Genomic DNA, 17,923 nt, shown 5'->3' on the forward strand with positions numbered 1-17,923 from the left:
TCATGGCGGGCGATCAGGCGCCCAGTGCGGCGTCGACGGCCTCGCGCAGACGCGCATCATCGGCGGCCACATCCGGCGCGAAGCGGGCGATGACCGCGCCGTCGCGGCCCACCAGGAACTTCTCGAAGTTCCACAACACCGCCGGCGCCGGGTGGATCGGAATCTCCTTGCTGGACAGTCGCTCGCGCAGCGGGCCTTCGCCGATGGCCTGCGGCTGCGCGGCGATCAGCTGCTGGTAGAGCGGGTGCGTGTCATCGCCGGCCACGCTGATCTTGGCGAACATCGGGAATGTGACATCGTAGGTCAGCTGGCAGAACTGCTGGATCTCCGCCTCGCTGCCCGGCTCCTGGCCAAGGAAATTGTTGGCCGGGAAACCGAGCACTTCCAGCCCCTGTGCCTGCTTCTGCGCATACAGCGCCTGCAGGCCCTCGTACTGCGGGGTCAGGCCGCACTTGGAGGCGACGTTGACCAGCAGCAGCACCTTGCCCTGGTAATCGGCAAGACTGGACGGCTGGCCGTCGATGGTGGTGAGGGGAATGTCCTGGATCGGGGTGCTCACGCGGGGTGCTCCGGCAACAGCGGGGAATGGCCCATCAGCATAGCGCCACGTGGCTGCGCCGGAACGCCTCAATCCACGCAGAGCGTGCCCTGTGCCTTGCCGTCGTCGATGCGCTGACGACAGCCGAAGTTCTGGCTGACGTCACGCTGGCAGGTGCCGGTGGCTGCCGTGCCGGCGGCGATGCCGTCGCTGGCCAGGCATTGGCCGGTGCAGTCACGCTTGCTGCTGCAGGTCTTTCCTGCGTCGGCGTATGGAATCACGCACTGCAGGCGCTGCAGGCGTCCCAGCGGCTGCAGGGTGCCGCCGGCGGCCTGGCAGTCCACATCACGCGCGTCCTGGTAGGCCTGCGTGGCCTCCGGGCCTGGCTGGGCATCACCGGCCTGCGTGGCAGGCGGTGTACTGCTGCATGCAGCAAGCACTGCGGCCAGGGCGGCACTGGCGGCAAGGTGGAAACGCATGGCGGTACCTGTTGGCGATGGACAGGCCGCCAGCATACGCATCGCCCCCGTCGGCAGGGTGTCTGCGTCGCTCAGCGGGCGTCGGTCCCGCCTTCACTTCCGTCATCCTCGCCGCTGCCTTCCGCATCCCCTTCGCCCAGGTCGCCGAGCAGCGATTGCGCCTGCTCGGTGGCCAGCGATTCCACTCCGCGCAGCCTGCGCTCGATGGTGCGCGTCTTGCGGCTGGCGTCGCCGATGCTGCGGCCCACGGTGCTGATCTGCTTCTCGGCCTTCTCGAGGATGCCGGCGAACTTCCCGAATTCGCTCTTCACCGCCCCCAGCAGGCTCCACACCTCGCTGGACCGCTGTTCGATGGCCAGCGTGCGGAAACCCATCTGCAGGCTGTTGAGCAGAGCGGTGACCGTGGTCGGCCCGGCCACGACCACGCGGTGATCGCGCTGCAGGCCGTCGACCAGGCCCGGACGCCGGATCACTTCGGCATACAGGCCCTCGGTAGGCAGGAACATCACTGCGAAATCCGTGGTGTGCGGCGGCACGATGTACTTCTCGCAGATCGACTTGGCCTGCACCCGCACCGCGCGCTCAAGCTGGATGCCCTGCAGGCGCACGCCCTCGGCATCGCCCTGCTCCTGCGCATCGAGCAGGCGCTCATAGTCCTCACGCGGGAACTTGGAGTCGATCGGCAGCCATACCGGCGTGTCGTCGTTCCTGCGGCCCGGCAGGCGCACGGCGATGTCGACCATCTCGCCACTGTCTGGACGGACCTTGACGCCCCGCGCGTACTGCTCCTGGGTCAGGGTCTGCTCGAGAATGTTCTCCAGCTGCACTTCGCCCCAGCTGCCGCGGTTCTTGACGTTGGTCAGCACGCGCTTGAGGTCGCCGACGCCGGTGGCCAGCTGCTGCATCTCGCCCAGCCCGCGCTGCACCTGTTCCAGGCGTTCGGAGACCAGGGTGAACGACTGGCCCAGTCGTGTTTCCAGCGTCGACTGCAGCTTCTCATCGACGGTGTGGCGCATCTGCTCCAGCTTCTGGGCGTTGTCGTTCTGCAGCGCGCGCAGCTGTTCTTCCAGAGTGGCGCGCATCTCGGCGATGCGCTGTTCATTGCGCTGGGTCAGCTCCTGCAGCCGCAGGCCCAGGCTCTCGGTCAGACGCTGCTGGGACAGCGCCCCTTCCTCGCGGCCCTTGCGTGCATCGTCCACCAGGGTCTGGCGCAGCGCGCCGAGCTGGGCATCGGTGCGGCCGGTGAGTTCCTGCAGCTGCTGGCCGAAGGCATGGATGCGCGCCTCCTGCTGCTGGCCGAAGCTCTCCAGCTGGCCTCGCAGTTCCTGCAGCCGCTGCGCCAGCAGGGCGCCGCTGCGCTGCTGGCTGTCGGCGGCTTCGGCGCGTGCCTTGCGTGCATCCTCGCCCAGCGCCTCGCGCAGCAGGTCCAGGCGCTGGTCGGTGCGGGTCGACAGGTCGGTCAGCGCCCGGGCAAAGCCATCCAACTGTTCGCGCAGTTCACTGCGGCCCGTCCGTGCCTCCTCGCGTACGGCCTGCTCCAGCCGATCATGCGGTGGGCGGCGCAGCAGGGCGACCAGCTGCAGGATGAGTACGACCAACAGGAGGCCGGCGATGAGCAGGGATTCGGTTTGCATGGCACCAGTGTAGGCTGGGCCAGTCTCAACTGCTGCGTCCCGCCCCGGTCATGCTCGCGCTGTTCGGAAAGCCCACGTCGATCAACGTACGCAAGGTGCTGTGGCTGTGCGCCGAGCTCAGGCTGGCCATCGAGCACGACCCGGCACCGTCGGCACGGCAGCTGGCCGGGCTGAATCCGAACCTGCAGGTGCCGGTGCTGCGCGACGGCGGCTTCGTGCTGTGGGAATCGAACAGCATCTGCCGTTACCTGGCCTCCCGCGCCGGACGCGCTGACCTGCTGCCGGCAGATGCGCAGGCGCGTGCGAAGGTCGAGCAATGGATGGACTGGCAGGCGACCGACCTCAACAGCGCCTGGCGCCACGTGTTCATGGCGCGCGTGCGGCAGCATCCTGACTATCCCGACGACGGCCGCGCCGAGACCGGCCTGGCCCGCTGGAATGAGCTCATGGGTCTGCTGGATGCCCAGCTGGCCGGCACGGGAGCGTATGTCACCGGCGACGACTTCACCCTGGCTGACATCGCGCTGGGCCTGTCCACCCAGCGCTGGCGCAGCACCCCCGGCGCCAGGCCCGCGCTGCCCTGCCTTGACGCCTGGTTTGACCGCCTGCGGTCGCGACCCGGGTTCGCCGAACACGTCGACAACGGTGACCCCTGAGGCAGCGGCACGTACCGCGAGGCCTCCTGCAGGGCCGGGTCATGCTTTGCTCTGCAGGAGGCAGACAGGCCTCTACCAGCCCTCGAGAACGATCTTGCCCTTGGCGCGGTGACTCTCCAGCACGGCATGCGCGCGACGCAGGCTCGCCGCTTCAATGCGGCCGAAATGCTCGCCCAGCGTGGTCTGCAGCACGCCGGCATCGACCAGGTCCGCGACGCGGTTCAACAGCACGTGCTGCTGCTGCATGTCCGGCGTCCGGTACAGCGGGCGGGTGAACATCGATTCCCAATGCAGCGACAGCGCCTTGCGCTTGAGCGCCATCACATCCAGCTGGCCAGGATCGTCGATCAGCCCCAACTGGCCCTGTGGCGCCAGCACCTCCACGATCTGCGCGAAATGCTGGTCGGTGTGGGTCAGGCTGGCGACATGCTCCACCTGCGCGATGCCCAGCCGTGCCAGCCCTTCGGCCAGTGGCTGGCCGTGGTCGATCACATGGTGCGCGCCCATCGCGTACACCCAGTCCTGCGTCTCCGGGCGCGAGGCGGTGCCGATCACGGTCAAGCGGGTCAGGCGACGCGCAAGCTGCACCAGGATCGAGCCGACGCCACCGGCCGCGCCGATCACCAGCAGGGTCTGGCCCTCGCCTGCGCCCTCGGCGATGCGCAGGCGATCAAACAGCAGCTCCCAGGCCGTGATCGCCGTCAGCGGCAGGGCTGCGGCGGCCGCATCGTCGAGGCTGGCCGGCTTGCGGCCCACGCTGCGCTCGTCCACCAGCTGGTACTCGGCATTGCTGCCGGACCGGTCGATCACGCCTGCGTAGTACACCGCGTCGCCCGGCTGGAACAGGGTCACCTCACTGCCCACCGCATCGACGATGCCGACGGCATCCCAGCCGAGCACGCGCGGGCCATCGGTGGCCATGTTGCGGCGGACCTTGGTGTCGACCGGGTTCACCGCCACCGCGCGCACCGCCACCCGGAGGTCGCGCGGGCCCGGCTGGGGAAGCGGCAGGTCGATATCGATCAGGGCCTGCGCATCGTCGATCGGCAGGCCGGCATGGGAATAGGCAATGGCGCGCATGGCAGCGGTCCAGTGGGGAAGGAGGCCACAGCGTGCGCCGCGCACGGTCCGCCAGAAAGGCGCACAATCGGGCAGGACTTTCACTCCTGCAATGAAAATGATCCGCTTCGACGACCTGCAGCTGTTCGTCCGTACCGCCGCACTGGGCAGCTTCTCGCAGGCCGCGCGCGAGGCCGACCTGCTGCCCGGTCAGGTCGCCGCCGCCGTGGCCCGGCTCGAGCGCGAACTGGACCTGCGCCTGTTCGTGCGCACCACCCGCAGCCTGCGGCTGACCGCCGAAGGCGCGCTGTACCTGCCTTACGCGCAGGAGGTGCTGGCGACCCTGCGCGAAGGCCAGGCCCGGGTGCAGGGCGAGGATGCCGAGCTGCATGGCACGCTGCGGCTCTCTGCCCCGTCGGACTTCGGACGCAACCTGCTGCTGCCGTGGCTGACCCGGTTCCGTGCGATGCATCCGCGACTGCGGCTGCATCTGCGCCTGTCCGACGAAGTGGCCGATGTATTCCGCGATCCGGTCGATGTGGCGATCCGCATCGGGCACTTCGATGATGCCAGCTATGTCGCCCTGCCCCTGCTGGAAGGCAACCGGCGCGTGCTGGCGGCGTCACCCGGCTACCTGCAGCGGCGCGGCACGCCGCGGCGGCTGGAGGATCTGCGCGAGCACGACTGCCTGGCCTACCAGCTCGGTGGTCGCGCCTACGACCGCTGGGCCTTCGAGGTCGACGGCCGTCGCGTGGTGATCCCGGTACAGGGCCCGCTGGTGTGCGACGACGCCGATGTGGTGCGGCGCTGGGCGGTGGCCGGTGAGGGCATCACCTACAAGTCCTGGCTGGACCTGCGCGAGGACGTGCTCGCCGGGCGCCTGCAGCTGCTGCTTGGCGGTGTGGGCAGCCACATCCCACTGCAGCTGGTCTGCCCGCACCGCAAGCAGTTCTCGCCCGCGGTGCGGCAGCTGCATGCGCAACTGCGCCAGTATCTGCAACCGCTGCTGTCGGGCATGCCCGAGGGCGGCGGCGGCCCCCTGTCGCAGCGCGCGGCACTGGCCGACAATACCGGCTCCCCGTAGCGAGAGAACACCGCCATGCCGTGGATGGGCATCCAGGACCTGTGGACGTTTCTGGTCGCCGTGCTGGTGTTCCTCGCCCTGCCCGGGCCTGGCACGTTCACCCTGTTGACCGCCACCGGCCGGGGCGGGGTGCGCGGTGGTTACACCGCACTGGCCGGCCTGCTGGTCGGCGACCAGATCCTGATGTGGCTGGCCCTGGCCGGCGTGGCGGCCCTGCTGAAGGCCAACCCGCTGGTCTTCCACGCCGTGCAGTACCTGGGTGCGGCGTATCTGGTGTGGGTGGGTATCAGCCTGCTGCGCACGCCCAGGCAGGAGGGCGGCGATGCCGGCCCGATCCGGATGCAGCCGGGTCGCTACTTCCAGCAGGCGATCCTGGTCAGCCTGCTCAATCCGAAGGCGATCCTGTTCTACATGGCCTTCCTGCCGCTGTTCATCGACCCCAGGGCGCACCAGGGCATCGCCACCTTCGTCGCGCTGGCGGGGATCATCTTCGTGGTCAGCATCGCCTACTGCTCGCTGCTGATCTGGGTGGGCAACCTGGCGCGGCGCCGGTTGATCCAGCATCCGCGCGTCAGCGACGCGCTGCGACGCGTGGCCGGGGTGTTCCTGGTCGGCTTCGGCATCCGCCTGGGACTGAACGGCTGACCGGCACGGCGACGGCTGTCGGGCCCGTTCCGCAACCTTTATGCTGATTCCGGCAGTGTCGTCGCGGTCATGCGCGCGCTGCGCCAGGCATGACCCCCGTCAGTGGTAATGCTGCGCTGCATTCGGTCACACTCGGAGACTTGTCGTTATCAGTCACCCCTTCCGAGGCCTGCATGTCCCTGCTCCGGCGCAAGTCCCTAGATTCCGTCACCGTCCACGAAGCCGGCAGGCGGCTGGTCCCGACACTCAGCTGGCCGCACCTGATCGCGCTGGGCATCGGCGCCATCGTCGGTACCGGCATCTACACGCTGATCGGCGTCGGCGCCAATCTCGCCGGCCCGGCCGTCCTGATCTCCTTCGCCATCGCCGGTGCGGTCTGCGCCTGCGCAGCCCTGTCCTACGCCGAGCTGTCGACGATGATGCCGGCCGCCGGCAGTGCCTACACCTACAGCTACAGCGCGTTGGGCGAGGTGTTCGCCTGGGTGGTGGGCTGGAGCCTGATCCTGGAGTACTCGCTGGTGGTCAGCACGGTGGCCGTGGGCTGGTCGGGGTACTTCGTCGGCTTCCTGGAGTGGGTCCACACCCAGTTCGGCTGGGACGTGACCCTGCCGGCCGCGCTGGCCGCGGGTCCGCACGTGGAAGGCGGCATGATCAATCTGCCGGCGATCGTCATCACCTGGCTGGTGGCCCTGATGCTGATGGCCGGCACCAAGGAGAGCGCGACCCTCAACGCGATCCTGGTGGTGTTCAAGCTGATCGCGCTGGCCATCTTCGTGGCAGTGGCACTGCCGGCCTTCGACAGCAGCAACCTGCAGCCGTTCATGCCGTATGGCTTCGCCAAATCACTGGGTCCGGATGGTGTCGAGCGAGGCGTGATGGCGGCCGCCGCGATCATCTTCTTCGCCTTCTACGGTTTCGACGCGATCTCCACCGCTGCCGAGGAGACCAAGAACCCGGGCCGCGACCTGTCGATCGGCATCATCGGTTCGATGATCGGCTGCACCATCGTCTACGTGCTGGTGGCGCTGGCCGCCGTGGGTGCGATGAGCTACGCGGTGTTCGGCCACAGTGCTGAGCCGCTGGCGCTGATCATGCGCCAGCTCGGCCACCCGACCGCGGCGATGGTGATCGGTGTCATCGCGATCATCGCCCTGCCGACCGTGCTGCTGGCCTTCCTGTACGGGCAGAGCCGCATCTTCTTCGTCATGAGCCGCGATGGCCTGCTGCCGCGTGGCCTGTCCAAGGTCAGCGCGCGCACCGGTACGCCGGTGGCCACCACGCTGTTCACCGCGCTGGTGGTGTCGGCCCTGGCCGGCGTGGCACGCCTGGACGAGATCGCGGCATTGGCCAATGCCGGCACCCTGGCGGCGTTCACCGCGGTGGGCATCTGCCTGGTCGTGCTGCGCGTGCGTGAACCGAACCGCGAGCGAACCTTCCGCACGCCGCTGGCCTTCATCGTCGGGCCACTGGCCGCGCTGGGCTGCATCTACCTGTTCATCAGCCTGCCGCACACCACGCAGCTGTACTTCCTGCTGTGGAATGTCGCGGGCCTGGTGCTGTACTTCCTGTACAGCCGTCGCCATGCGCTGATCGCGCGCTGATCCAGACCGCGCCGGGCACGGCCCGGCGCAGATCCGGCCCGGGCGGGGCGGTTACCCGCCCTGCCTGGCGGCGTAGTCCTGCGCCTGCCGCATCACCCGCAGCAGATTGCCGCCCCAGATGCCGGCGATCTGCTGTTCCGTGTATCCCTTGCGCAGCAGCCACGCGGTGATCTTCGGCAGCTGGCTGACATCGGGCAGGTCACTCAGGCCGCCGCCGCCGTCCCAGTCCAGGCCGATGCCCACGTGTTCGGGCCCGACCACCTGGAGGATGTGCTCGAAGTGGGCGAAGAAGTCCTCCAGGCTGGCGTGCCGGACGGGGTGTTCGTGGTCCAGTGCCTGTTCGGCCTTCAACAAGGCCACGCCCTGCTCGATGCCCATGCCTTCCCAGCCTCCCAGCTGCCGGCTGAGTGCTTCTTCGGCCTGTTTGCGCTCGGCCGTCTTGCCGGTGTCGATCAGATAGCCGCCATAGGCGTTGACCTGGATCACACCACCGGCCTTGGCCAGCTTCTTCAGCCGCGCGTCGTCGAGGTTGCGTGGATGGTCGTAGACCGCCTTGGCTGAACTGTGCGAGAGCACGAACGGCACCGGCATCATCGCCAGCAGATCGTCGAACACGGCATCGGAGGCATGCGACTGGTCGATGACAATGCCGAGCTTCACCGCCTCGCGCACCAGCGCCTTGCCGGCCGGGCTCAGGCCTTTCCACTCCGGTCCCTTCGGATCGGTCGCAGAATCAGCGAACTCGTTGTTGGCGAAATGCACCGTGCTCAGCAGGCGCAGGCCGGCACGGTGATAGAACGAAAGCAGGCTGGGGTCGGCCACCAGCGGGCTGGCGTTCTCCATGCTGATGTAGACCACGCGTTTGCCGGCGGCCTTGATCCGCGCCGCATCGTCAGCGGTCAGGGCCAGGGCGAACCGATCGCCGTTGGCCGCCACCATTTCGCGGATTTCCAGCAGGCGCTGCAGGCCGTGATCGCGCTCGGCCAGGTGGGCGGCGGCGCTGCGGTCGCCCTGCTCGGTGTAGATCGCCCAGAACCCGCCGTCCAGTGCTCCCTCGACCATGCGCGGGTAGTCCACCTGTGACAGCGCATTGCGATCATGGCGCTGTTCGATATCGAAGCCGGTGCGGCCAAAGTTGGCCGGCGTATCCAGGTGGCTGTCGAGCGTCAGCAGGCGCTGCTGCAATGTCTTGGCACGCGCAAGCTCCTGCGCGCTGAACTCGATGGCATGGGCGGTCAGCGGCGCGCTCAGCGCCAGGGCAAGCAGCACGGACAGACGGCGCAACGACGGCATGGGGTTCCTACCGGCAATGGGAAGAACCCGACCATAGCGCTGCGGCCGGCCAATTTGTAGAGCCGAGCGCATGCTCGGCTGCCAGACAGATCAGCCGAGCGTGGGCTCGGCTCTACAGCGCCACGCGGTCAATCAACCACGCGGCAGAACACCGCCTTCAGGTAACGCGATTCCTGCACGTGGGCCATGAACGGATGATCCGCGCCGGCACCGGCAACCTTCAGGATCTGCAGGGTGCGACCGGAGAAATAGGCCGCACGGCGCAGCATGTCCAGGAACTGGTCCTCGGCCACCAAGCCGGTGCAGGAGAAGGTGGCGAACAGGCCGCCGGGCTTGACCACGCCCAGCGCCAGCTTGTTCATGTCCAGGTACTTCTTCAGCGCATTGATCACCTGGTCGCGGTCGCGGGTCATCTTGGCCGGATCCAGGATCACCACGTCGTACTGCTCACCGCGGTTGGCGGCATCGCGCAGCCACGGGAAGATGTCGGACTGGATGAACTTCGGGCGCACGTTGTTCAGGCGCGAATTGCCCTTGGCGATCTGGATGACGTCTTCATCGATGTCGATGCCGACCACGTCCGAGGCCCCGCGTGCCGCTGCATAGACCGCGAAGCCGCCGGTGTTGCAGCACAGGTCGAGCACGCTCTTGCCTTCCACCTGCTGGCTCAGCCATTGCCGGTTCTCGCGCTGGTCGGCGAAGAAGCCGGTCTTGTGCGCGCCGGCCGGATCGGCGCGGAACTTGATCCCGTACTCGGTGATCACCGACGCTTCGGTGGTGGTGTTGCCGTGGAAATCGAAGCTTTCCTGCTTCTGCACGTGTTCGTCGGCGAAGCTGTGGAAGCGGCAGCCGGGGAACTGCTCACGCAGCGCATCGTAGATCCACTCGCGGTGGCGGAACATGCCGGCGGCAAAGAACTCGACCACCACCAGGTCGCCGTAGCGATCGACCACCAGGCCGGACAGGCCATCGCCCTCGCTGTGCACCACGCGCCAGGCGTCGGACACGGCGTCCAGCTTCAGCACGTCACGGCGCAGCGACACCGCCTGGGCGATCTTGCGCGAGAACCAGCCGGCATCAACCGCAACGGCCTGATGGGTTTCAAGAATGCGCACGGCGATGCGCGAGTGCCCGTTGTAGAACCCGCGCCCGATGAATTCCCCGTCCACCCCGACCACGTCGACGAGGGAACCGGGCTTGGGCCGGACGGTCGGCTTCTCGACCAGTTTCTGGAAGATCCACGGGTGGCTGGAGCGCCACGCGTTCTTGAGGCGGACAACGGGAAGGGGGGTATTCATCCACCTATTGTAAACCGGCCGCCGGGAGTCAGATCCCCGCAGGGGCTCTGACCCCTCTCTGGCGGGAACATGGGCTCGGGCCCCCTGCGGGGATCCGACCCCCGTGCCCGGGCATTTGACGGCGGACGCGGCAGGCCGCAGAATCGGCGCCAGAAGGGGAGTAGCTCCCAGACGTTGTCGCCGTCATTTCGAGCCCGCAGGCTCCGGTGCAACGGCAGTTCCAGCCGACTGGAACTGCGAGCGAGACCTTCGCCGTACTGGCGAAGCTCTGTCCCTGGATCCCCTCCCGATCCTCCGTTGCAGATCCTCGCCGTCCGGCCTGGCATTCATCTTTCCAACGGACATTCCCAATGCAGACGATCGGTAACATGTGGTTGTGGGGCGGCTTCGCAGCGGTGGTGGTCATCGCCCTGCTGGTCGACCTCGTGTTGATGCGCCATGGTGGCCCGCACAAGGTCACCTTCAAGGAGGCCCTGTGGTGGTCCATCGGCTGGGTCGCGCTGGCCCTGCTGTTCAACGCCGGCCTCTGGTACTACCTGAATGAGACGGCCGGCCAGGTCGTGGCCAACAAGGTCGGTCTCGAGTTCCTGACCGGCTACCTGGTCGAGAAGGCGCTGGCGGTGGACAACATCTTTGTCTTCCTGATGATCATGAGCTACTTCGCGGTGCCGGAGGAACAGCGCCAGAAGGTGCTGATCATCGGCATCCTGGGCGCGATCGTGCTGCGTACGATCATGATCTTCGCCGGCAGCGTGCTGATCAGCCAGTTCCATTGGCTGCTCTACGTGTTCGGCGCCTTCCTGCTGTTCACCGGCTGGAAGATGTGGTTTGCCGCCGGACAGGAGCCGGACCTGGAGAGCAACCCGGCCCTGCGCTGGATGCGCAAGCACCTTCGCCTGCTGCCGGAGTACGCAGGCAACGCCCTGAGCGTGAAGCGCGACGGCGTGCGCTGGTTCACCCCGTTGTTCGCGGTGCTGATCCTGATCGCCGTCACCGACGTGATCTTCGCGGTGGACAGCATCCCGGCGATCTTCGCGATCACCACCGATCCGTTCATCGTGCTGACCTCCAACGTGTTCGCGGTACTGGGCCTGCGTGCGATGTTCTTCCTGCTGGCCGGCATGGCCGACCGCTTCCACCTGCTGCCGTACGGCCTGGCACTGGTGCTGGGTTTCATCGGCATCAAGATGATGATCATCGACCTGTTCAAGATCCCGACCCCGGTCTCGCTGGGCGTGGTCGCGCTGATCATTGCCGCCACCGTCGTGCTGAGCCTGAAGTACCCGCCCAAGGAAGGCGAAGGCCAGGCCTGATCGCGGCTGGCAGACATGGCCAGCGGGATTGTCCCGCTGGCCGCTTCCACTCTCCCGCAGCGGTGGCCTTGGTTTCGCGCCAGCCACCGCCATTGCTTGAGGTATGAACAGCAACGCGCCCCTGCCCGCCGGCGACGTGCCGGCCCCCCGCAACGACCGCCTCCGCATCCTGCGGGCGTTCAATGTCAGCCTGGCCGCCGTGCTGGTGCTGGTGGTCGTGTTCGCCCTGCAGGGCACGTTCGACTGGCGCCCCTGGGCGGTAGCGCCGCTGGAAGCCAAGGGCCTGCTCGGCCTGCTCGGCGGCCCGCTGCTGCATGCCTCGGTCGAGCACATCGCCGCCAACAGCATCGCGATCCTGATCCTCGGCACCCTGGCCGGAAGCGTCTATCCCAGGGCCACCGTCCGCGCCCTGCCCCTGCTCTGGCTGGGATCGGGTGTGGGCGCATGGATGCTGGGCAATCCCGGCAGCGTCCATCTGGGTGCCAGTGGCGTGACCCACGGCCTGATGTTCCTGCTCGCCGGCCTCGGCCTGCTGCGCCGCGACCGCGCCGCCATCGCCACCGGCCTGATCGGCATGCTGTTCTACGGTGGCATGCTGATGACCATCCTGCCGCATGCCGACGGCGTGTCCTGGCAATCGCACATGGGCGGCGCCTTCGCCGGCATCATCGCAGCGCTGCTGTTCCGCACCGCTGACCCGCTGCCACCGCGTCCGCGCTACAGCTGGGAGGACGAGGAAGACAACGCAGAACCGCTGGCCGACGATGAACTGGAGCCGCCGTCGCCACACCGTGTGCCGGTCCTGTGGCAGCCGCGCGAAGGGCAGGATTACGTGGTCATCCCGTTCCGGCGGCCGGACGAACCGCGCGGCTGAGGTGGGATGGGTCCGCCGGGCATCGCCCGGCGCTACGGTTCACCGGCATCCCGGGTAGCGCCGGGCCATGCCCGGCGGCGTTGACGTGTCAGTTCGCCGCGTTGCCCGCCGCGCCAGTGCCATCCACCGCCTGCCGGCCCAGCGCCGGGTCATCGGTGAAGAACGCATCGATGCCGGTGGCCAGATAGGCGCGCATCTCGGCGATCGAGCCTTCGGCATTGCGCGCGTTGTCCGCCCCCCTGCGCAGGTTGCTGGGCTGGAACTGATTCTCCGGGCGGAAGGTATACGGGATCACCATCAGGCCGGCCGCGTGCGCATCGCGCACCAGCGCGGTCGGCGTTCCCAGTGCACCGTTGGCGTCCAGCGGAATGATCGAGCGCAGTTCAGGACCGATGCCATCGGCATAGGCCGCGATGTCCTTCAGGCCCGCTGGAGTCATCATCTGTGCATAGGTCAGCGTGCCCCCGGCCTTGGCGACGTCGGCCGGCTGGGTATCACCCTTCCACAGCAGCTGCAGCAGGCGGATGTTGCTGTCCTGCGGGATCTTGCTGCGCAGGTAACGCAGGTTGGCGGTTTCGAAGGACTGGATGGTGACCGGGCCGACGTTGGTGTAGGCATTGCCACGCAGCGCGGCCAGCAGTTTGTCTTCCATCGGCAGACCGATGGACTGGAAGTAGGTCGGATGCTTGATCTCCGGCACCAGACCGATGCCTCGATTGGCGCGGCCGGCCTGCTGGACCAGGAAGGCGAGGATTTCATCGAGACTGGCGATGCGGAACTGTCCGTCGTAGGCGGTGCTGCGCAGGTCGGGCAGGCGTTCGCGCGCGTACAGCGTCTTCAGCTCGGCCAGGGTGAAGTCTTCGGTGAACCATCCGTCCACCGTCTGCCCGTCGATGACCTTGCGGGTGCGGCGGCTGGCGAATTCGGGATGCGAGGCGACATCGGTGGTGCCCCCGATCTCGTTCTCATGGCGGGCCACCATCACCCCGTCCCTGGTCATCACCAGGTCCGGTTCGATGTAGTCGGCTCCGTCGGCGATGGCCTGTGCATACGCAGCCAGGGTGTGTTCCGGCAGCAGCGCGCTGGCGCCGCGATGACCATAGACCGACGCCCTGGCCGCGGCCGGGAGAGAGGATTCAGCACTCATGGCCACCGATGGTGCCACGGCCAGCGACAACAGCAACGCACAACCCCACGACTTCACTGCAACGTCCCCCAACGGTAGGTGATGGGCGGCAGTATGCGGCGGCAATGTGACAGGTGGGGGACCTGGGGTCGGATCCCCGCAGCGGCTGTCACCCCATGTGGCAAACGGGGTCAGAGCCCCTGCGGGAATCTGACCCCGGCTTACTTGCCGATGCAGAAGCTGGAGAAGATCCGTCCCAGCAGGTCATCGGCGCTCATCTGCCCGGTGATCTCGCCCAGCGCGTCATGCGCCAGGCGCAGCTCTTCGGCTGCCAGTTCCAGGTGTTCGTGGGCCAGCTCGCCATCAGCGCGACGGGCATGTTCCTGCGCACGCTCGATTGCATCCACGTGGCGGGTGCGCGCGGAGAACTCGCCGTCCACCTGTTCGCCCGCGCCTGCCGACGCGATCGCGCGCAGGCGCGCGTGGAGGTCGTCGAGTCCTGCACCGGTGGCGGCCGAAACGAACACACGGTCCGGATCGTCCACGGTTGGGCCGGCCTGCAGCAGATCTGACTTGTTGTGGATGTAGACCTTGTGCGGCACAGCCCGCACCGCTTCGCCGATGGCCGCCTCGCCCGCCGCCGGATCGCGTGCATCCAGCACGATCAGCGCCAGGTCGGTGCGTTCGATCTCCACGCGCGCGCGGCGCATGCCTTCGCGTTCGATGGCGTCGCCACCGTCGCGCAGGCCGGCGGTATCGACCAGGGTCAGCTCCAGTCCATCCAGGCGGATGGTCTCGCGCAGCGTGTCGCGCGTGGTGCCGGCGATGTCGGTGACGATGGCGCGTTCGCTGCCGGCAAGCGCATTGAGCAACGAACTCTTGCCGGCGTTGGGCGGGCCGATCAGCACCGCGTGCAGGCCATCGCGCAGGCGACGGCCACGCTCGGCATCGCGGCGCAGCAGGGCCAGGTCGCTGCGTGCCAGTTCCAGCCCGCGGCGCACCTGCGCGCCGCCCAGCGTATCCAGCGGCTCATCGGCAAAATCGATGGCCGCTTCCACATGCACGCGCAGCAGCACCAGCTGCTCGACCACGGCGTCGATGCGGCGCGAGAACACCCCGTCCAGCGAGCGACGGGCAGCACGCGCGGCGCGGTTGTCGCCCGCAGCGATCAGATCGGCGATGGCCTCGGCCTGAGCCAGATCGAGCTTGCCGTTGAGGAAGGCGCGCTCGCTGAACTCACCGGGCCGCGCCTGCCGCGCGCCGAGCGCGATGCAGCGTGCAACCAGTTGCTGCAGCAACACCGGGCTGCCATGGCCCTGCAGTTCCACCACTTCTTCGCCGGTGAAGCTGTTCGGTGCCGGGAACCACAGCACGATGCCATCGTCGATCACCTCGCCGTCGGCGTCGCGTAGACGTGCGTAATGCGCGTGACGTGGGCGCAGGCCGGTTGCGCCCAGTGCGTTGGCGATGGCGGCGGCGCGCGGGCCGGACAGGCGCAGGATGCCGACGCCACCTGCACCTGGCGCGCTGGCGATGGCGACAATGGTGTCGGTGCGGGTCGCGTCGTTCGTCACTCAGAGTTTCTCCAGCTGTGCGCGCGCCTGTGCAGCACCACTGCCCTGCGGCTGCAGCGCCAGGTAGGTGGTGTAGGCCTGCTTCGCCTTGGCCTTGTCGCCGGCGTTGAAGTAGGCATCGCCCAGATTCAGATAGGCCACGGCGCGCGATGGGTCGATCTTCAGCGTGTTCTCCAGCCAGCGCGCAGCTTCAGCGTAGCGCTGCTGGCGGTAGTAGACGAAGCCGAGGTTGTTCGCGGCCTGGGCGAAGTCCGGGCGAAGCTTCAGCGCCTCGGTGAACTGCGCGACCGCCTCGTCGTACTGCTTTTCCCGGTACAGCTGCAGACCTCGGTCATTGGCTTGCTGCGCGCGTTGGCGATCCGACGCAGGACCGGCGCTGGGCACCACCAGCTTGGCCCTGCCGCCCTGCAGGTCGGCCACGGTCACTGGCGCCTGGCTGCCCTTGGCTTCGCTGGCGGCCTCGACCTTGTTGTTCAGTGCGATCGCATCGGCAGTCAGCTGGCGCGTATCGGCGTTGAGGAATTCCTGGCTGTCCGGAACCTGGAACACGAACTCGCCGCCCTGCGAACCGGGCAGGCTGCCGAAGGCCGGCGTCTGGTGCGAAACGGCCGATACTGCCGGCGCCACGTAGGCGGCCAGTTCGGTACCGGTGATCAGGCCGTCGCCGTTGAGATCGCCCTTGCCGGCCAATGCCTGCAGCAGCACCCACGTGAACACCGAGTGCCCGTTCGGGCCGGCGTCGGCCACCTGCTGGTCGGCACCACCGGCGGTCAACATCTGCCGCGCGCTGCGACGCGCGTTCTCGCGCAGGAACGACGACGACGAGGGGCCACTACGGGTCAGGCCCAGGCCGCTGTAGCAGGCATCCATCACGAACAGCACGTGCTTGGCCTGCATGCTCTCGGCGATGTTCTGGATGTCGGTCATCGCGATGGCGTCGGTGGCGAACTCCTTCGGGTCCGAATCGACCGGGATGATGTAGCCAAGGTCGCGTCCGGAGGCGAGCTGGCGGGTGGCGCCGTGGCCAGCGAAGAACACGAACACGCGGTCGTTCTTTCCGGTGCGGTCATCGGCCAGGCGGTCGTGGAAGGCGGCGAGGATGTTGTTGCGCGTGGCCTGCTCGTTCTTCAGCACGATCACCTGCGAGGACGGGAAGCCGAACTGCCCGGTCAGAGTGTCGGCGACCGCCTGCGCATCATGGCTGGCGTATTCCAGTTTCGGCCACTTGGCGTAGCTGTCGATACCGACCACGATCGCCCATGATTTCTCGTAGCCGGTGGTGACGGTGGCGGCACCGGCATCCCCCTTGCGCGCACGCGCCACGGTGAAATCGCGGCCGTTCCAGCCGGCAAACTGGTAACCGTCGGCAATCAGCCGGTCGAGGATCTGCGGCAGCGCCTTCACTGCGCGATCGTGGATGTCGTGGAACAGGATGATGCCGCGCTGTTCCTTGTTCACCTGGTCGAGCACGCGCTGCACGATCGATTCCGGCACCGGATCGGCCCAGTCCATCGAGTCGATGTTCCACATGATCGACTTCAGTCCGGCCTCGTTCAGCAGCTGCATGCCTTCGGCGTTGCGCGCACCGTACGGGAAGCGGAACAGCGGCGCGCGCTTGCTGTCCACATCCTTCAACAGCGTATCGGTGTCCAGCACCTGCTGGCGCAGCGCATCACCGGTGGTGCGCGAGAGCTGCGCATGGGTCAGGCTGTGGTTGCCCACCGCATAGCCGTCTTCCATCAGCTGGCGGCTGATCTTCGCCATCGGGCCGAGACTGACCTTGCCATCGGCTTCGACCTTGCCGAGGTTGCGACCGACCTCGAAGAACACGCCCGGCACGTCGTAGCGTTTGAGGATGGCCACCACTTCATCGGTATAGGCCTTATGCGGGCCATCGTCGAAGGTCAGCACCACGGTCTTGGCCGGCAGGTCGCGGCCGAAGATCTCGCGGTCGCTGTCCTTCATCGACATCGGATACGGCTCGATCACCCCGTAGTCGCGCAGGATCGCTTCGCGGCTGTAGTCCTTGCGCAGGTGGGCGATGTAGTCCTCCCACTTCTCGCGTTTGAGCCCGATGGCACGGGTGCGCTCGAAACGGCTGAAGATGCGGGTCAGTTCCTGGTTGTAGTTGCGCTCGATCTCATCGAGCGCTTCCAGATCCTCGCCGATGCGCTGGTGCAGCTTCACCGCCGGCAGCGAAGAGTCGGTGCCGATGCGCTCATGCAGATCGCGCAGCACTTCGCGGAAGGCCAGGCGGTCGGCGTCGAACAGTTCCGGCGCCGACTCGATGTAGTCCAGCACGGTGCCGAGAGTGGCGAAGCGCTGGGAGCTGGAACCACGCAGCAGCGTATCGAACTGCGCGGCGATCGCCGTGCGCTGTTCCAGCCCATCGTGGAACAGCTGCTGGCCCACGCGTGTGGACCTACCACGATCGGAGGCCGACTGCTGTTCCTCGTCGGCCAGCAGCACGATGATCCGGCGGTAGCCGTCGAGCTGCTTCTGCAACGCAGCCAGCAACGGCGCAGCAGCCGGATCGGCGGCCGCCGCCACCTGCGCGCTGGGCTGGGTGACGGTGGTCGCCGGTGCCTTCGCATCCTTGTCACCACAGCCGGCAACGGCCAGGGTAAGCAGCAGCGAAGGAAGGAACAGGCGGAACGACGACGCACGTGGCATGGCCAACTCGGAAGTGGGAGGAACGGTGTGCGGGGAATTCTAACGCCGCATGCGAAAAGCCCGCCTTACGGCGGGC

General features: G+C 67.5%; 15 protein-coding genes. 6 read left to right on the forward strand and 9 right to left on the reverse strand.

Annotated elements, in window-relative coordinates; all coding sequences use genetic code 11:
* Positions 1–13 precede the first annotated feature (13 nt).
* The 3 genes from ABE543_RS08195 to rmuC all read right to left on the reverse strand — a co-directional run bounded on the left by ABE543_RS08195 (position 14) and on the right by rmuC (position 2,651).
* A complete protein-coding gene (locus ABE543_RS08195) occupies positions 14–559 on the reverse strand; it encodes a glutathione peroxidase (RefSeq protein ID WP_065174060.1) in 546 nt (181 codons plus the stop codon).
* A 68-nt stretch (positions 560–627) separates the two neighbouring features.
* Positions 628–1,017 (reverse strand): hypothetical protein, encoded by a 390-nt coding sequence (locus ABE543_RS08200; protein ID WP_111187105.1) that lies wholly within the window; start codon positions 1,015–1,017, stop codon positions 628–630.
* Positions 1,018–1,088: 71 nt separating this feature from the next.
* Complete coding sequence (rmuC, locus tag ABE543_RS08205) at positions 1,089–2,651, reverse strand: DNA recombination protein RmuC (protein ID WP_164151447.1); 1,563 nt, start codon at positions 2,649–2,651, stop codon at positions 1,089–1,091.
* Between the two features lie 50 nt (positions 2,652–2,701).
* On the opposite strand from rmuC, the gene ABE543_RS08210 reads away from it, so the two are divergent.
* Complete coding sequence (locus ABE543_RS08210; protein ID WP_164151449.1) at positions 2,702–3,307, forward strand: glutathione S-transferase N-terminal domain-containing protein; 606 nt, start codon at positions 2,702–2,704, stop codon at positions 3,305–3,307.
* A gap of 72 nt (positions 3,308–3,379) precedes the next feature.
* Here the strand turns inward: ABE543_RS08210 and ABE543_RS08215 are convergent, their stop codons facing one another.
* Positions 3,380–4,387 carry a zinc-binding alcohol dehydrogenase family protein gene (locus ABE543_RS08215; RefSeq protein ID WP_164151451.1) on the reverse strand — a complete coding sequence of 336 codons (1,008 nt, stop codon included), beginning with the start codon at positions 4,385–4,387 and terminating at the stop codon, positions 3,380–3,382.
* Between the two features lie 91 nt (positions 4,388–4,478).
* Between ABE543_RS08215 and ABE543_RS08220 the strand changes: the two genes are divergently transcribed.
* The 3 genes from ABE543_RS08220 (at position 4,479) to ABE543_RS08230 (ending at position 7,696) form a co-directional block, all read left to right on the forward strand.
* Entirely contained in the window at positions 4,479–5,450 is a 972-nt protein-coding gene (locus ABE543_RS08220; protein WP_197572079.1) for a LysR family transcriptional regulator, read from the forward strand.
* Positions 5,451–5,465: 15 nt separating this feature from the next.
* Positions 5,466–6,095, forward strand: coding sequence for a leucine efflux protein LeuE (leuE, locus tag ABE543_RS08225; RefSeq protein WP_053517234.1), 630 nt, complete (start codon positions 5,466–5,468; stop codon positions 6,093–6,095).
* Between the two features lie 173 nt (positions 6,096–6,268).
* Positions 6,269–7,696, forward strand: coding sequence for an amino acid permease (locus tag ABE543_RS08230; protein WP_053517233.1), 1,428 nt, complete (start codon positions 6,269–6,271; stop codon positions 7,694–7,696).
* Between the two features lie 51 nt (positions 7,697–7,747).
* Here the strand turns inward: ABE543_RS08230 and ABE543_RS08235 are convergent, their stop codons facing one another.
* Both ABE543_RS08235 and ABE543_RS08240 read right to left on the reverse strand, forming a co-directional pair.
* A complete protein-coding gene (locus ABE543_RS08235; protein WP_197572078.1) occupies positions 7,748–8,989 on the reverse strand; it encodes a membrane dipeptidase in 1,242 nt (413 codons plus the stop codon).
* Positions 8,990–9,117: 128 nt separating this feature from the next.
* Positions 9,118–10,287 carry a class I SAM-dependent rRNA methyltransferase gene (locus ABE543_RS08240; protein WP_053517230.1) on the reverse strand — a complete coding sequence of 390 codons (1,170 nt, stop codon included), beginning with the start codon at positions 10,285–10,287 and terminating at the stop codon, positions 9,118–9,120.
* A gap of 350 nt (positions 10,288–10,637) precedes the next feature.
* Between ABE543_RS08240 and ABE543_RS08245 the strand changes: the two genes are divergently transcribed.
* Together ABE543_RS08245 and ABE543_RS08250 are read left to right on the forward strand one after the other, a co-directional pair.
* Positions 10,638–11,600, forward strand: a complete 963-nt coding sequence (locus tag ABE543_RS08245) for a TerC family protein (protein WP_053517229.1) — start codon at positions 10,638–10,640, stop codon at positions 11,598–11,600.
* Positions 11,601–11,703: 103 nt separating this feature from the next.
* Positions 11,704–12,474: a rhomboid family intramembrane serine protease gene (locus ABE543_RS08250; RefSeq protein WP_053517228.1), complete on the forward strand. Its 771-nt coding sequence runs from the start codon at positions 11,704–11,706 to the stop codon at positions 12,472–12,474.
* Between the two features lie 88 nt (positions 12,475–12,562).
* On the opposite strand, the gene ABE543_RS08255 is transcribed toward ABE543_RS08250, so the two are convergent.
* The 3 genes from ABE543_RS08255 to ABE543_RS08265 form a co-directional block, all read right to left on the reverse strand.
* Positions 12,563–13,678 carry a glycerophosphodiester phosphodiesterase gene (locus tag ABE543_RS08255; protein ID WP_065182139.1) on the reverse strand — a complete coding sequence of 372 codons (1,116 nt, stop codon included), beginning with the start codon at positions 13,676–13,678 and terminating at the stop codon, positions 12,563–12,565.
* Between the two features lie 143 nt (positions 13,679–13,821).
* Entirely contained in the window at positions 13,822–15,174 is a 1,353-nt protein-coding gene (gene mnmE, locus ABE543_RS08260; RefSeq protein WP_197571995.1) for a tRNA uridine-5-carboxymethylaminomethyl(34) synthesis GTPase MnmE, read from the reverse strand.
* On the reverse strand, positions 15,175–17,847 hold the full coding sequence (locus tag ABE543_RS08265) for a polysaccharide deacetylase family protein (protein WP_346475567.1): 2,673 nt from the start codon (positions 17,845–17,847) through the stop codon (positions 15,175–15,177).
* Between the last annotated feature and the right edge of the window lie 76 nt (positions 17,848–17,923).

The organism is Stenotrophomonas sp. TWI169 (genome assembly GCF_039674705.1).
GTDB classification, from domain to species: Bacteria; Pseudomonadota; Gammaproteobacteria; order Xanthomonadales; family Xanthomonadaceae; genus Stenotrophomonas; species Stenotrophomonas maltophilia_P.